This is a genomic window from Pseudomonas serbiensis, from assembly GCF_030580745.1.
In the GTDB taxonomy this organism is placed as follows: Bacteria; Pseudomonadota; Gammaproteobacteria; order Pseudomonadales; family Pseudomonadaceae; genus Aquipseudomonas; species Aquipseudomonas serbiensis.
This window is the reverse complement of record NZ_JAUQOO010000004.1, coordinates 1-15,796: the sequence shown is the minus strand read 5'-3', so window position 1 is coordinate 15,796 and position 15,796 is coordinate 1. Positions and strand designations below refer to the sequence as shown.

10 protein-coding genes are annotated in these 15,796 nt (G+C 59.1%); 4 read left to right on the top strand and 6 right to left on the bottom strand.

Annotated elements, in window-relative coordinates; genetic code table 11:
- Window position 1: 1 nt before the first annotated feature.
- The 3 genes from fhuF to Q6A51_RS06635 are packed head-to-tail and all read right to left on the bottom strand — an operon-like array spanning window position 2 to window position 3,038.
- Window positions 2-727 (bottom strand): siderophore-iron reductase FhuF, encoded by a 726-nt coding sequence (gene fhuF / locus Q6A51_RS06645; RefSeq protein WP_304574521.1) that lies wholly within the window; start codon window positions 725-727, stop codon window positions 2-4.
- A complete protein-coding gene (locus Q6A51_RS06640; protein ID WP_201017265.1) occupies window positions 685-2,295 on the bottom strand; it encodes an ATP-binding protein in 1,611 nt (536 codons plus the stop codon). Before Q6A51_RS06640 ends, fhuF begins: the two co-directional genes overlap by 43 nt.
- Window positions 2,296-2,300: 5 nt before the next feature.
- Window positions 2,301-3,038, bottom strand: a complete 738-nt coding sequence (locus Q6A51_RS06635; RefSeq protein WP_304574396.1) for a response regulator — start codon at window positions 3,036-3,038, stop codon at window positions 2,301-2,303.
- Between the two features lie 681 nt (window positions 3,039-3,719).
- Between Q6A51_RS06635 and Q6A51_RS06630 the strand changes: the two genes are divergently transcribed.
- Window positions 3,720-6,632 (top strand): ribonucleoside-diphosphate reductase subunit alpha, encoded by a 2,913-nt coding sequence (locus tag Q6A51_RS06630; RefSeq protein WP_201017267.1) that lies wholly within the window; start codon window positions 3,720-3,722, stop codon window positions 6,630-6,632.
- Between the two features lie 233 nt (window positions 6,633-6,865).
- On the opposite strand, the gene Q6A51_RS06625 is transcribed toward Q6A51_RS06630, so the two are convergent.
- Window positions 6,866-7,744 carry a LysR family transcriptional regulator gene (locus Q6A51_RS06625; RefSeq protein WP_221577444.1) on the bottom strand — a complete coding sequence of 293 codons (879 nt, stop codon included), beginning with the start codon at window positions 7,742-7,744 and terminating at the stop codon, window positions 6,866-6,868.
- A gap of 99 nt (window positions 7,745-7,843) precedes the next feature.
- Here Q6A51_RS06625 and Q6A51_RS06620 point away from each other — a divergent pair, with 99 nt between their 5' ends.
- From Q6A51_RS06620 to Q6A51_RS06610, 3 genes are all read left to right on the top strand, one after another.
- The gene (locus Q6A51_RS06620) at window positions 7,844-9,013 is read left to right on the top strand and encodes a mandelate racemase/muconate lactonizing enzyme family protein (protein ID WP_201017269.1); all 1,170 of its coding nucleotides are present in this window, start codon (window positions 7,844-7,846) and stop codon (window positions 9,011-9,013) included.
- A 95-nt stretch (window positions 9,014-9,108) separates the two neighbouring features.
- Entirely contained in the window at window positions 9,109-10,416 is a 1,308-nt protein-coding gene (gene dctA, locus Q6A51_RS06615; protein WP_304574395.1) for a C4-dicarboxylate transporter DctA, read from the top strand.
- Window positions 10,417-11,135: 719 nt separating this feature from the next.
- Window positions 11,136-12,383, top strand: coding sequence for a ribonucleotide-diphosphate reductase subunit beta (locus Q6A51_RS06610; protein ID WP_201017272.1), 1,248 nt, complete (start codon window positions 11,136-11,138; stop codon window positions 12,381-12,383).
- 116 nt (window positions 12,384-12,499) lie between these two features.
- On the opposite strand, the gene Q6A51_RS06605 is transcribed toward Q6A51_RS06610, so the two are convergent.
- Complete coding sequence (locus tag Q6A51_RS06605) at window positions 12,500-14,101, bottom strand: 5-guanidino-2-oxopentanoate decarboxylase (RefSeq protein WP_304574394.1); 1,602 nt, start codon at window positions 14,099-14,101, stop codon at window positions 12,500-12,502.
- Complete coding sequence (locus Q6A51_RS06600) at window positions 14,098-15,615, bottom strand: amino acid ABC transporter permease/ATP-binding protein (RefSeq protein ID WP_201000007.1); 1,518 nt, start codon at window positions 15,613-15,615, stop codon at window positions 14,098-14,100. Before Q6A51_RS06600 ends, Q6A51_RS06605 begins: the two co-directional genes overlap by 4 nt.
- Window positions 15,616-15,796: the final 181 nt, after the last annotated feature.

Genomic DNA, 15,796 nt, shown 5'->3' with positions numbered 1-15,796 from the left:
ATCAGGCCGGCAACGGGCAATGCTCGCAGCGCCCGACCCACTCGACCTGATAACTCAGGCAGCACGTGCGGCGCTGACGACGCTGCCCGCTATAACTCACCGCCCTGAACAACGGGTTGCGCCTGCCGTCCGGGCGCACTCGCGCAGCCAGCAACGCCTGCCCTGCCTCCAGCGATACCTCGCTGCACTGGCCCAGTTGCACCAGACAACCTTCCAGATAATCCCCGACGCTGCACCAAAGCACTCCCCCGGCCAAATCACCATAAGCACTCAATGCCTCAATGAACGGTTGCAGGTTATCGTCCAGCAGGCTGGCGAAACGCTGAAAGGGATCGACCGGTAACTCACCCCATGCCGCCCCCTCGCCCAGCAGCTTCACTCCCGTCGGCACACCCCGCTCATCCAGCGCCACCGCCACCTGATCCGGATGCAACGGCCAGTGCCAGCCGTGAACAAGGCTGGCAACCACCAGCGGCGGAATGGCCTGCATGAAGTAATACTTGGCCCATTGCGACACCAGCACCGGCAAATGAGCGGCCATCAAATCCGGCCCGTAAAGCCCGGTCAGTAACGCATCCAGCGAGTCCTTGCGAAGCAAATCGGGCAACGCCATTACCCGTCGCGGATCATCAGCCGCCAGCAGCGTCTGCCCGAATCGCGCCAGCGGCCCAGCGAACAATGTGTTCATCGCGATTCCTGAATGCGCGGCCAGACCAGCGTGAAACAGGCGCCGCCCAGGCTGCCGCTGCGGTCGATGGATGCGCGGCCTTCGTGCCAGTTGATGATTCGCCGCACGATGGACAACCCCAGCCCGTGCCCGCCGGACGCTCGGGTGCGGCTGTCATCCAGACGCATGAAAGGCGTGAAGATTTGCTCCCAGGCACTTTCCGGCACGCCGGGGCCGTCGTCTTCGACATCGAGGCGACAGCATCCCGGCTCCAGTCGATAGCTGATGCTGACTTGCGACTCGGCATGGCGCATGGCGTTGCTCACCAGATTCTGCACCGCCCGATGCATGTAACGAGGTTCGGCATCCACCCAGGCTGACTCGCCCACGGTGGTTATCACACATTCGCCACGCGCGACCCGGACATTGGCGCGCAAGGGCGCCAGTTCCGCGATCACCCGATTGATCAACAGGTCCAGATCGATACGCTGGAAATTCAGGGTCGGCGCGCCCTGCTCCAGTCGCGCATAGGTCAACATCTCGTCCACGAGCTTGTCGAGGTCCTGAATGTCGTGGTCCATGCCGGTCATGTATTTCTGGCGGGCCTCAGGCGTGGCTGCGTCCTGAATCATCTCCAGACCAAAGCGCAAACGCGACACTGGCGTGCGCAGTTCATGGGACACCGCACGCACCAGTTCGCGCTGGATCATCAGCGAGCGCTGCAAGTGCTCGGCCATGCTGTTGAACGCGGCTGCCAGACGCCCGATGGAGTCGGAGCCTTCGGTGGGGACCCGCGTTTGCAGGCTGCCTTTGGCGATCAAAGTGGCAGCCGCTTCCAGCGCCTGTACCCGTCGTTCAAGAGGCCGCACCAACAGGTAAACCACCACGCCGATAAAACACAGCCCCAACAGGGCAATCAGCACCAGCAGTTGCGGCGGATAAGGATTCATCTGGTACAGCGGGCCGATTTCCAGCACCCAGTTGGTATCGACGATCCCGGACAGCACGCGGATGGAATCACCGCCCTTGCCCAGCGCCATGACCGTATCGCCCTCATAGACACGCCGGCGCTGATCGTCATCCAGATCGGCCTGATCCAGTGCAATGAGGTTCAGATCAAAGCCAAAGCCCTTGCTCACCCGCAAGGCTTGCAGCCGGGCCGGTTGTTCATCGACCGGCAGGCGCACCAGTTCGTCGATCAATAAATAGATGGTGGCCCGCGCCAACTGCTCAGTGATTTGCTGCACCTCGCCGGTCAGCAACAAGTGCTCATTATCACTGAGCTGACGATAGACCCTGGCCGCATGCGGGCCGATCTGCTCGACCACCACCTGCCCGCGCTGCAAGCGGCTGCGGGCACTGCTGTCCAGGTTTGCCTGTTCGACACTTTGCAGGCTCAGTGGAATCCCCAACAAGCGTTCCCATACCGCCAGCGCACGACGACGCTCGATGTCATTCAAGGGGATCAGGTTATCGGCCATTACCGTAAAGGTGCCGTGGGCCAGCCGCTCGCGGTATTGCCCGCTTCGCTCCTGATTGAGCAGATGCAGCGCCAGCACCCCGAGCAAGGCCACCAACACCAGTACGCCCAGCATGCCGCCATAGATGCGCAGAAAAATGGAGTTCATGGGGGTCAGCCGTTCAGGACAAAGCTGTTCATGTCCTGCGCGGCTTCAGGCACAAACAGATAGCCCTTGCTGCGCACCGTTTTGATCAGACGCGGGTGAATCGGATCGTCGCCGATACGCGGGCGAATGCGCGAAATACGCACGTCGATGGAGCGGTCCTGGCCGTCATAGCCCACACCACGCAAGGCCGTGAAGATTTCTTCCCGCGACAGGATGCGCCCGGCATTGGCGACCAGCAGCCACAACAGATCGAACTCGGCACCAGTCAGCTCGATGCTTTGATCCCGCAGCCAGGCCTCGCGCAAGGCGTTATCCACCACCAGCGGGCCGAACACCAGACGGCGCAACTCGGCGGCAGGCACTTGCGGTGCTTCACTGCGCCGCAGCAAGGCGTGGATGCGCGCCAGCAACACGCGCGGGTGAACAGGTTTGCAGACAAAATCGTCAGCACCTGTGTCCAGCCCCTGGATCTGATCGGAATCGTCGGTGCGTGCGGTGAGCATCAGGATCGGCCCGTCATAACGGCCGCGCACCTTGCGGCAGATGCTCAGACCGTCTTCGCCGGGAAGCATCAGGTCGAGGATCACCAGATCCGGCTGCTCATCAATGATGCGCGCCGCCGCCAGAGCGCCATTGCCCTCGATGGCCACGCTCAGGCCGTTGCTCTGCAGATAATCACAGGTCAACTCGGCCAATCGCTGATCATCTTCGACGATCAGCACCTGCCAGTTTTCTTGCTCCACAAGCTGCCTCCTGATTGTTGTTATGCAAGGCGTTTTCTATCGCATCGGTGGAGGCGATTGTAGCAAGCGCTGGGACAAGCACACGACATGCCAGAGCGGCCTTGCACGATGCGTTTTTTGTGATAGGGTTCGCGCCCGCAAAAATCCGCTCAGAGCCGCCAACAGATGTAAAAAACAATGACAAACGGTCCAGCTCAGTAGTTATGCGGCCTACACGCGATATGGGCGATTCATACACAAACTACGCACAAGCTTATCCACAGGCTGTGCGTTGCAATTGATGTCCCAAACGCATTATCTTGTAGCCCGATCCGAAGCGACACCCTACATGTAGGGTTTTGTGGAGAAACGCCAACACAACTCAATCGAGAAATTCAAGCATTTTTCTTGTGCCTGCACGGTTGAACTTTAAGACGTGTTCAATAGCCCAATCGACCGCGCCAGCCTTTGGCAAGCCGGTACACGTTTTGCAACATCAAATGAGCAATATTCATCAGATTTTCAAGGGAATGGCCATCGAACCATTCCCCTTTTGACTTCAAAGCCCGGGAGCGATGATCAAGCGCTCCTTTCTCCGTTTTGAAGTCCTTTGCAGTCGCCCCTTTTGGCGGCTGAATGCCTCAAGACGGATCGGTGGGTGGCCTGGCTGCCCAAACAAACTTAAAGAACGTGGAGACACCCATGCAAACAGACACAACTCGCGAGAACTCGCCGACCAATGCGCCGCAATCGAGCCAGGGCCAACAGGACCTGACCGCGACCGCACCTGGTCAACTGCGCGTGATCAAGCGTAACGGCACTGTTGTTGCGTACACCGATGACAAGATCACCGTCGCTATCACCAAAGCGTTTCTTGCAGTTGAAGGTGGCAATGCTGCCGCCTCGTCGCGCATCCACGACACCGTTGCACGTCTGACCGAGCAGGTCACCGCGACCTTCAAGCGTCGCATGCCATCGGGCGGCACCATCCACATCGAAGAAATCCAGGATCAGGTCGAACTGGCCCTGATGCGTGCCGGTGAGCAGAAAGTCGCTCGCGACTACGTCATCTACCGTGACTCCCGTGCCAAGGAGCGTGCTGGCCGCGCGACCGAAAGCGAAGTCCAGGCTCACCCGTCGATCCGCATCACTCGTGCCGACGGCAGCCTGACGCCGCTGGACATGGGTCGTCTGAACACCATCGTGACCGAAGCGTGCGAAGGCCTGGCTGAAGTCGACGCCAACCTGATCCAGACCGAAACCCTGAAAAACCTGTACGACGGCGTTGCACTGAAAGACGTCAACACCGCACTGGTCATGACCGCCCGTACTCTGGTCGAGCGTGAGCCGAACTACTCGTTCGTCACCGCCCGCCTGCTGATGGACACCCTGCGTGCCGAAGGCCTGAGCTTCCTGGAAGTCGCCGACAGCGCCACGCACCACGAAATGGCCGACCTGTACGCCAAGGCCCTGCCTGCCTACATCGCCACCGGTATCAAGTACGAACTACTCAACCCTGTGCTGGCAGACTTCGATCTGGTCAAGCTGGGCAAGGCAATCAACCACGAGCGCGACCAGCAGTTCACTTACCTGGGCCTGCAAACCCTGTATGACCGTTACTTCATCCACAAGGATGGCGTGCGTTTCGAACTGCCGCAGATCTTCTTCATGCGTGTGGCCATGGGCCTGGCGATCGAAGAGAAAGCCAAGGAAGATCGCGCCATCGAGTTCTACAACCTGTTGTCGTCCTTCGACTACATGTCGTCGACCCCGACACTGTTCAACGCCGGTACCCTGCGTCCACAGCTGTCCAGCTGCTACCTGACCACCGTGCCGGATGACCTGTCGGGCATCTACCACGCCATCCACGACAACGCCATGCTGTCCAAATTCGCAGGCGGCCTGGGCAACGACTGGACTCCGGTTCGTGCTCTGGGCTCCTACATCAAGGGCACCAACGGCAAGTCGCAAGGCGTCGTACCTTTCCTGAAAGTGGTCAACGACACCGCCGTTGCGGTCAATCAGGGCGGCAAGCGCAAAGGCGCTGTCTGTGCCTACCTGGAAACCTGGCACATGGACATTGAAGAGTTCATCGAGCTGCGCAAGAACACCGGTGATGATCGTCGTCGTACCCACGACATGAACACCGCCAACTGGATCCCTGACCTGTTCATGAAGCGCGTCTTCGATGACGGCCAGTGGACCCTGTTCTCGCCATCGGAAGTACCGGACCTGCACGACCTGACCGGCAAGGCCTTCGAAGAGCGTTACGAGTACTACGAAGCCCTGACCGAGTACCCAGGCAAGATCAAGCTGTTCAAGACCATCCAGGCCAAGGATCTGTGGCGCAAGATGCTCTCGATGCTGTTCGAGACCGGCCACCCATGGCTGACCTTCAAGGACCCGTGCAACCTGCGCAGCCCGCAGCAGCACGTGGGCGTGGTCCACAGCTCGAACCTGTGCACCGAGATCACCCTGAACACCAACAAGGACGAGATCGCGGTCTGCAACCTGGGCTCGATCAACCTGCCGAACCACATCGTCAACGGCAAGCTGGACACCGACAAGCTCAAGCGTACTGTCGATGTAGCGGTTCGCATGCTCGACAACGTGATCGACATCAACTACTACTCGGTACCGCAGGCGAAGAACTCCAACTTCCGCCACCGTCCGGTCGGCCTGGGCATCATGGGCTTCCAGGACGCGCTGTACCTGCAGCACATCCCGTACGGTTCGCAAGCGGCCGTCGAGTTCGCCGACACTTCCATGGAAGCGGTCAGCTACTACGCCATCCAGGCATCCTGTGACCTGGCGGACGAGCGCGGCGCCTACGAGACGTTCCAGGGTTCGCTGTGGTCCAAGGGCATCCTGCCACTGGATTCGCAACAGATCCTGATCGAAGCCCGTGGCCAGAAGTACATCGATGTCGACCTGAAGGAAACCCTGGACTGGGCGCCGGTACGTGCCCGCGTTCAGAAAGGTATCCGTAACTCGAACATCATGGCCATCGCACCGACCGCGACCATCGCCAACATCACCGGCGTATCGCAGTCGATCGAACCGACCTATCAGAACCTGTACGTGAAATCGAACCTGTCGGGCGAATTCACCGTGATCAACCCGTACCTGGTTCGCGACCTCAAGGCACGCGATCTGTGGGACTCGGTCATGATCAACGACCTGAAGTACTACGACGGTTCCGTACAACAGATCGAGCGCATTCCGCAGGAGCTCAAAGAGCTTTACGCCACCGCGTTCGAAGTGGAAACCAAGTGGATCGTCGACGCCGCAAGCCGCCGTCAGAAGTGGATCGATCAGGCTCAGTCCCTGAACCTCTACATCGCTGGCGCTTCGGGCAAGAAACTGGACGTGACCTACCGCATGGCCTGGTACCGTGGTCTGAAAACCACTTACTACCTCCGTGCCCTGGCTGCGACCAGCACCGAGAAGTCGACCATCAACACCGGCAAGCTCAACGCAGTATCGAGCGGCGGCCACGGCCCGGACGACTCCGCGATCACCGCGCCACGTCCAGCCGAAGCAGCACCCGCCGGCCCGGCCCCAGTGCCAAAGGCCTGCGCCATTGACGAGCCGGATTGCGAAGCTTGCCAATGACACTCAGGTAACAAAGCGCTGAAACACCATCAACCCTCTGCTCATGCAGGGGGTTTTTGGTTTATGGCAGCCTGAAAAGCGCGATCATTCAGGGTCATAAATCACTTTGTAGGAGACACCTTGCTGGCGACGCTTCTGTGTACAGACGCAGAGTTTCTGCCGGTTCACAGGCCCTTTCGCCAGCAAGCTGTCTCCCACCAGTTTTGTTTAGGCCTTAAGTGATCGGCGTTAAATCAGTTGCTGCCGATCCGCGCCCAGAACTCTTCGGCAGATTGGCTGAGTGGCGCTGCCGGGCGAGTCAGATGAATTTCCAGAGGTATATCCCAGCTTTCGTCGAGGGCTCTGACCAGACGCCCATCGAGTATTTCCTGCTCGGTGAGGCTCTTGGGCAACCACGCCACGCCTTTGCTTTCAAGGGCCATGGACATCAGCACCGCCGCGAGGTGGGTACTGAAAAGCGGTTTGAGGTGCAGGTAGTCTTCCTTGCCACGCAAGCGGTGAGCGACGATGCGCCCCAGGCCAGACTCATGGGTGTAAGCGAGGTAAGGTAACGCCGCGGGAGACGTACCGAAGTTGGCAGAAGCACTCGCCAGAGGAACGAGCACGTCCTCACCCACCTTCTTGCCGATGAACTGATCAGGTGCCAGCAAAGGCGGTACATCGGGGTGGCGGTGGCAGAGCAGAAACTGAACCTGCCCATGTATCAGCATCTGTTCACAGACAGCCATGCTGTCGGAGTGCAGTTGCACCGACTCGATGGGGGCACCGTTTTCCGAGCTGCGAAGCCACTTGGGGAAAAATGTAAACGACAGGGAGTGAGTGGCCGCGAATTGCAGGGACCTGGCGGCCACCCCCGCTACCTCCTGAGCCTCGTTGCGTATCCGGTACAAACGTCTGGCAGCCTCCTGAGCAGCGGGCAGGATTTGCCTCCCCGCATCGGTCAGGATGGCTCCCTGAGGTGTACGCACAAACAACTCAACTCCCATCCAGTTTTCCAATGAACGCACTCTGCGGCTGAAGGCCGGCTGAGTGACATGGCGTGCTTCAGCGGCACGGACAAAGCTGCCGTATTCCGCAAGCGCTGAAAAGTCTTCGAGCCAGACGAGTTCCAAGGGCAATGCCTCCTGTGCATAGGGCGCGGCATTAATAGCATTGGGCGGGTGTCATCGCAAAGCATAACGTGGGGTCATCAACAACAAGAGGAACCCGCCATGCGTATCGTGGACATTCGTGAAAAAACTGTCTCTATCGCCTCCCCCATTGCCAACGCCTATATCGATTTCTCGAAGATGACCTGCTCGGTTGTCGCCGTGGTCACGGATGTGATCCGCGATGGCAAGCCTGTCATCGGCTACGGCTTCAACTCCAATGGCCGTTATGGCCAGGGCGCCCTGATGCGCGACCGGTTCCTGGCGCGTATCACGGAAGCTGACCCAGACACCCTCATCGATCATGAAAACAACAACCTGGACCCGTTCGCCATCTGGAAAACCCTGATGACCAACGAAAAGCCAGGCGGTCACGGCGAGCGCTCGGTCGCCGTCGGCACCATCGACATGGCGGTATGGGATGCCGTCGCCAAGATTGAAGGCAAACCGCTGTATCGACTCCTGGCCGACCGCTACCGTAACGGCGTGGCCGATGACAAGGTCTGGGTCTACGCAGCGGGCGGTTACTACTACCCCGGCAAAGACCAGACCAAGCTCAAGGCAGAAATGCAGAGCTATCTGGATCGTGGCTACGACGTCGTCAAGATGAAGATTGGTGCAGTGCCACTGGACGAAGATATCCGCCGCATCGAGGCCGTGCTCGAAGTGGTCGGTGACGGTCGTCGTCTGGCGGTGGATGCCAATGGCCGTTTCGATCTGCAGACCGGTATTGCGTACGCCGAAGCCATCAAGAAGTACAACCTCTTCTGGTACGAAGAGATCGGTGACCCGCTGGACTATGCGCTGCAGGCCGAGCTTGCCAATCACTACGAACTGCCCATGGCGACGGGTGAAAACCTGTTCTCCCACCAGGATGCCCGCAACCTTCTGCGCCACGGCGGCATGCGCCCTGATCGCGATTACCTCCAGTTCGACTGCGCCCTGTCCTACGGGCTGGTGGAATACATGCGCACCCTGAAGGTGATGGAAGAAATGGGTTGGTCTTCGCGCCGTGTGGTGCCGCACGGTGGTCACCAGATGTCCCTGAACATCGCAGCGGGCCTGCACCTGGGCGGTAACGAATCGTATCCGGACGTGTTCCAGCCTTTCGGCGGCTTCGCTGACGGAATCCGCGTGGAAAACGGCTTTGTAGGCCTGCCGGATATTCCAGGTGTCGGCTTCGAAGCGAAATCCGCCTTGTATGCCGTCATGCGCGAGCTGGGCGAAGGCTGATCCCTCTTGATCTGCGGCCCCTGTCGAAGAGGCCGCGGATCAATCACCCAACGCCAAGCCACATGCCCATCACAACAATAAAATGAGGTGCTTCCGTGGAAACTTCCAAGTCCCGCTGGTACAGCCAGCTGTATGTGCAGGTGCTTATCGGCATCGTGATCGGTGCCGCAATCGGTTACTTCGTGCCGGATATCGGAGCCAAGCTGCAACCCTTCGCCGATGGCTTCATCAAACTGATCAAGATGCTGTTGGCACCCATCATTTTCGGTACAGTCGTCGTGGGTATCGCCAAGATGGGCAGTATCAAAGAGGTCGGGCGGATTGGCGTGAAAGCGCTGATCTACTTCGAGATTCTTTCGACCATCGCCCTTGTTCTCGGCCTTGTTGTGGTCAACATCGTGAAACCTGGCGTAGGGATGAACATCAACGCCAGCGCGCTGGATGGAAGTGCGATCAGCAAGTACAGCCAGGCGGCAAGCGAGCAAGGCGGCACCATTGAGTTCTTCCTCAACATCATCCCCCATACCTTCCTGGGCGCATTCTCCAATGGGGTGATGCTTCAGGTTATTCTGCTCTCGGTCCTGATGGGGGTAGCCCTGGTTCAAATGGGCGAAACCAGCAAGCCGCTGATCAACACCATTGATCTGTTCCTGCAAGGCCTGTTCAAGATCGTTGCGATGGTCATGCGCCTGGCTCCGCTCGGGGCCGGTGCCGGCATGGCGTTCACCATTGGCAAGTACGGGATTGGTACCTTGCTTTCACTCGGCCAGTTGCTGGTCGCGCTCTACATCACGACCCTGATTTTCATCGTAGTCATACTGGGTGCGGTTGCCAGATGGTCGGGCATGCCCCTCATGCAGTTTCTTCGTTATTTCAAAGATGAAATTCTCATCACTCTGGGAACCTGCTCGACTGAAGCCGTACTGCCGCGAATGATGGTGAAACTTGAAAAGCTCGGCTGCAAGAAATCCGTGGTGGGCATGGTGCTGCCAACGGGGTACACCTTCAATGCCGACGGCACCTGCATCTATCTCACCATGGCCGCCATCTTCATCGCCCAGGCGACCAACACGCCCCTGACCTTCATGGATCAGATGATTCTGCTGGGCGTATTCCTGCTGACCTCAAAAGGCTCGGCCGGCGTGGCGGGTGCGGGCTTCGTAACCCTCGCAGCAACGCTCACAACCATCCACTCCATTCCTCTGGTAGGCCTAGTCTTGCTCCTGGGCATCGATCGGTTCCTGAACGAAGCACGAGCCGTGACCAACCTGATCGGCAATGGCATCGGCACCCTCGCCATTGCCAAATGGGACAACTCGTTCGATGTCGAAGCCTGCGAGCGTGAAATCGCCGCCATGAAGGATGAAAAGGCAGCCAGAAAGGCATTACTGGCGCAAAAGTAACCTGCAAGGACTCCGGTCATGGCGTTGCAAACACGGCCATGACCGGTAGCAGTTTACGCACGGCCAGACCACGCCGAACCGATAGCACTCCATAATCTCTCTGCTGGCCATTCGTCGATTTACCGACAGGAAAATCGACAGCATTCAGGCGCATGAAATTTTCGCATTCCTCTGAGAGCCACTGTCTACGGGCAGGTGCAACTCTTGACCCAGATCATGCTCTAAACAAACGCTCGGAAAACGTGGCCAATGAGCCATTGCCGGAAAAGCCCGGGCACTATATCCTGCGTTTCCAATTGTAAAAAACACTACATAAGGGATTTCCGCTTCGTTTGTCGCCCATTTTCGGTGCAGTGAAAATGCACGTGCAAACCTGAAAAAAAGCGCGAAATCACACAGCAAACTCATTACGGATGAACAAGCTGCGGGGAAAAATCTGTATACTCCCGCCCCTTGCTCCAGGGTACTCAAATGACCATTTGCAAATGCAAAGCTGGCTCACCTGAAAGCAACCCCAAAGACCCGTATTGCTCGCTTGTGAGCCAACGCCACAAGCTCATTGAACGACCGACAATTTCATAGATCGGCCGATCACGAAAAGACTCCGAGTAAACCTCGAAAAATCACTGCCAGCGTGCACCGTTCGCAACGCTGGCGATCCACACTTGAAAATCCAAGCGGTTGCCGCTGGCACCCTCACGCACAGGAGCTTTACCACCATGCTGAGCTGGGACGAATTCGACAAAGACGAAGGCGAAGTAGCCTCCAAACCCAACCAGGCTGCACAGGCTCACGACGCCACGATGGACCGCCTGGACAGCGCCGGTGGCGCTGCGGCACTGGAAGCCCGTGCAATTACCGCCAACGACTCCGCCGCCCTGATCCGCGCCAAGAAAGCGCTGGACGCTCTGGACGTTGCCGAAGGTCTTGCTGAACTCGAAGGTGCCTCGGCCCGCGTCGCGGTCGATGAAAAGCGCATGATCAACTGCCGCGCCGACCTCAACCAGCTCGTGCCTTTCAAATATGACTGGGCATGGCAGAAGTACCTGGACGGCTGCGCAAACCACTGGATGCCGCAAGAAGTCAACATGACCGCCGACATCGCCCTCTGGAAAAACCCGGAAGGCCTGACCGACGACGAGCGCCGCATCGTGATGCGCAACCTGGGCTTCTTCTCCACCGCCGACTCCCTGGTTGCCAACAACCTCGTGCTGGCCGTGTACCGCCTGATCACCAACCCCGAGTGCCGCCAGTACATCCTGCGCCAGGCCTTCGAGGAAGCGATCCACACCCACGCTTACCAGTACTGCATCGAATCGCTGGCCATGGATGAAGGCGAGATCTTCAACATGTACCACGAGATTCCATCGGTCGCTAAAAAAGCAGCCTGGGGCCTGAAATACACCCGCTCGATATCCGATCCGAAGTTCGAGACCGGCACCGTCGAAACCGACAAGGAACTGCTGCGCAACCTGATCGCCTACTACTGCGTTCTGGAAGGCATCTTCTTCTATTGCGGCTTCACCCAGATCCTCTCCATGGGCCGCCGCAACAAGATGACCGGCGTCGCCGAGCAGTTCCAGTACATCCTGCGCGACGAGTCCATGCACCTGAACTTCGGCATCGACGTGATCAACCAGATCAAGATCGAAAACCCGCACCTGTGGGATAACGAGATGAAGGAAGAAGCCACGCAGATGATCCTGCAAGGCACCCAGCTGGAAATCGAATACGCCCGCGACACCATGCCTCGCGGCGTACTGGGCATGAACGCAGCGATGATGGAGGACTACCTCAAGTTCATCGCCAACCGTCGCCTGTCGCAGATCGGCCTGAAAGAAGAATACCCGGGCACCAACAACCCGTTCCCATGGATGAGCGAGATCATGGACTTGAAGAAAGAGAAGAACTTCTTCGAGACTCGGGTTATCGAGTATCAGACTGGCGGTGCGTTGAGCTGGGATTGATCGGCTCTTCTTCTCTTCGCGAATAAATTCGCTCCTACCGCCGTAGGAGCGAATTCATTCGCGAAAAGCCTCCCACAATTGCGTGGGAGGCAGCTTGCTGGCGACGGCTTCTTCACTCACGGCGCAAACGGTGGTGCTTCGTTGATTTCAATGATCAGCGGGCGATCATCAGGTGCTTCGCGCAGCAGGGTCTGCAAGTGTGCGTGATCCTGGGCACGTTCGGCGGCACAGCCGAAACCTCGGGCAATTGCGAGGAAGTCCGGGGTGTAGATGTCCACGCCTAGCGGTGTGATGTCCCGGCGCTCCATGTAGCGCTTGATCTCGCCATAGCCCTGGTTATTCCACAACAGCACGATGATAGCGATTCGCGCTTCCACGGCACTGGCCAGTTCTGGCAGTGTGAACTGGATGCCGCCATCCCCCATCAGGCTGATTACCGCTCGTTCAGGCTCGGCCAGTTTAGCGCCGAGTGCGGCGGGCAGGCCGTAGCCCAGCGTGCCGTAGCCGGTGGAGGCGTTGAACCAGCGGCGCGGGCCGTTCAGTTCGACCAGGTGATTGCCGCTGTACACGGTCTGTGTCGAATCCCCGACAAAACGCGCCTCGGGCAACACTTCCAGCACACACTCAAATAACCGCCGGTAATGCGCCCAGCCGCTGAAATCCTCAGCCAGTTGTTTGCGCACCGCAGCCGCTCGCTGAGCTCCCGGACTGTCGGGGCTTGCAGCACGGGCCGGCAACTCGGCCAGCAAGGCACGCATCGCCTGACGGGCATCGCTGAGGATGGCCAGGCTCGGCGCATGGTTGCGAGTCAGTTGTTCGGCATCGATATCGATACGGATCAACTCACCGCCAATCCGAAAATTACCGTCGAACACCACGTCATAATCGGTCTCGCCCAGTTCAGTGCCAATCGCCAATACCACATCAGCCTCCAGCGCCAGTTGCCGCACCGGCACCAGTGACTGATTGCTGCCCAGCAACAACGGATGATCCGCTGGCAGCAGGCCTTTGGCGTTGATGGTCAAGGCGGTCGGCGCATCGAGACGGGCCGCCAGCTCGCGAGCCTCATCCATGGCCGCGACGCAACCGCCGCCCAGCAGCAAGAGCGGGCGCCGCGCCGAGCGCAAGCGTTCTGCCGCTTCATGAATGGCTGCAAGGTCCGGCGCCGGTCGGGCGATGATCTGGCGTGGCAACAAGGCCAAGTGATCGGCGGGCGCGGTGATGATGTCCAGCGGCAACTCGATGTGTACCGGCCTCGGGCGCTGGCTGTCGAAGACTGCAAAAGCACGCGCCAGCACGGCGGGCAACTCTTCGACGCTCATCAGGGTATGGCTGAAGGCACTGACACCCGCGACCATGGCGCGCTGGTTCGGCAGTTCATGCAGATACCCGTTGCCCAGCCCCAACCGCGCCCGCTCGTTGACACTGGAAATCACCAGCATCGGAATCGAGTCGGCATAGGCCTGGCCCATGGCGGTGAGGATATTGGTCATCCCTGGCCCGGTGATGATGAAACACACACCCGGCTTGCCGCTGACCCGCGCATAACCATCGGCCATAAAACCCGCGCCCTGCTCATGGCGCGGAGTGATATGACGGATGCCGCTGCCCGGCAACCCGCGATACAACTCAACAGTGTGTACGCCGGGAATACCGAACACGGTATCGACACCCCAGGCATGCAGTTGCTGGACAAGAAATTCACCACATGTGGTCATGCTGTCGCCTCCTGTTCCAGACCGATAAAGCGGCGCACCCGTGGGTCACCCTCGTTGCGGATCGACGTCGGCGAAGCATCGGTCACCACATGACCGTTTTCCATGAACACGATGCGGTCGGAAATCGATAGCGCAAAATCCATTTCATGGGTCACGATCAACATGGTCATGCCGTCGCGGGCCAGGTCACCGATCACCTTGAGCACATCGCCCACCAGTTCCGGGTCCAGCGCCGAGGTAGGCTCATCGAACAGCATGATATCTGGCTCCATGGCCAGGGCACGGGCAATAGCCACCCGCTGTTGCTGACCACCAGACAACTGATGCGGGTATTTGTCGGCATGGGCCAGCAGCCCGACCCGATCCAGCAGCGCATGCCCCTTGCGGCGTAGCTCATCGGAACCGGCCAGGCCGTGATAACGCGGCGCGAGGATGACGTTATCGAGGATGGTGCGATGCGGAAACAGGTTGAAGTTCTGGAACACCATGCCAATGCGCCGAATACCCTGGCGGATGACCGGTGCATCGTCACGCTTGCCTGCCTTGATGAAGTCATTGCCGAACAGCACGATCTCGCCACGATCAATGCTTTCCAGGCTGTTGATGGTGCGGATCAGCGACGTCTTGCCCGAGCCGGACGGGCCGATGATGGAAATCACCTCACCGGGCTTGACCACAAGGTCGATGCCCTTGAGGACTTCGTGATTGCCATAGCGCTTGTGAATACCGCGCAGCAACAAGGCATCGGGTTGCCCTGGCGCTGGCTCGTAACGTTTTTTGCTGGCACTCACCGGTTGGCGCAGGGCCTGGGCTTGCGTGTCATCGAGGGTGCGGGCGTTCTTGCGTGACAGGTCCAGATGACGCTCGGCCCATTGCAGCAACCAGCCGAACAGCGTGACGATCAGCACGTAATAAATGGCCACGGCCGCCAGGGTTTCCAGCACCAGAAAGTTCTGCGCGTACAGGCGCTGGCCGACCAGCAGCAACTCATTCAGGGAAATCACCGACACCAGCGAAGTGAGCTTGACGATGGTCACGTACTCGTTGGTCAGCGTCGGTAAAGAGATGCGGATAGCCTGGGGAATGATCACCAGCCGCTGCGCGCCGATCCCGCGAATACCCAGCGCCTTGGCCGCTTCACGCTGGCCCTTGAGCACCGACAGCAAACCGCCGCGATGGATCTCGGCCATGTAGGCGGTTTCGGTCAGCACCAAGGCGATAAGGCCGGAATAGAACGGCTGCGAAAGCACGCTGCCAGTCACAGGAAACAACTGCGGCAGGTTGTAGACGAACACCAACAGCACTAATAACGGAATGCTGCGAAACAGCCAGATATAAAAACTCGCCGGCATGCGCAACCAGGCGTGGCCGGACAGTTTGGCACTGGCCAACAGAAAGCCCAGCACCAGCCCGATGGACCAGGACAGAGTGCTCAACTGAACCACAGTAAGGCAGGCTTTCCAGAAGGCAGAGACAGAAAACAGCGAGAAAAAATAGGCCCAATCAAATGCCATGATGACCTCAGTGAATAAGGTGAATACAAAGGCTCTGGAGCCATCGACGCAGAACGGGAGTGGGAGGGGGGGGGGGGGGGGGGGGGGGGGGGGGGGGGGGGGGGGGGGGGGGGGGCCGGGGGGGGGGCGCCCCCCGCCCCCCTCATGCTTGTGTGAGGGCGATAGCCCCGCGGTCTGTGAC

Bases quoted from the DNA above. Each gene is read 5' to 3' on its own strand.
- Q6A51_RS06640 (WP_201017265.1), bottom strand. From the start codon at position 2,295: ATGAACTCCATTTTTCTGCGCATCTATGGCGGCATGCTGGGCGTACTG.
- Q6A51_RS06630 (WP_201017267.1), top strand. From the start codon at position 3,720: ATGCAAACAGACACAACTCGCGAGAACTCGCCGACCAATGCGCCGCAA.
- Q6A51_RS06620 (WP_201017269.1), top strand. From the start codon at position 7,844: ATGCGTATCGTGGACATTCGTGAAAAAACTGTCTCTATCGCCTCCCCC.
- Q6A51_RS06610 (WP_201017272.1), top strand. From the start codon at position 11,136: ATGCTGAGCTGGGACGAATTCGACAAAGACGAAGGCGAAGTAGCCTCC.
- Q6A51_RS06605 (WP_304574394.1), bottom strand. From the start codon at position 14,101: ATGACCACATGTGGTGAATTTCTTGTCCAGCAACTGCATGCCTGGGGT.
- Q6A51_RS06600 (WP_201000007.1), bottom strand. From the start codon at position 15,615: ATGGCATTTGATTGGGCCTATTTTTTCTCGCTGTTTTCTGTCTCTGCC.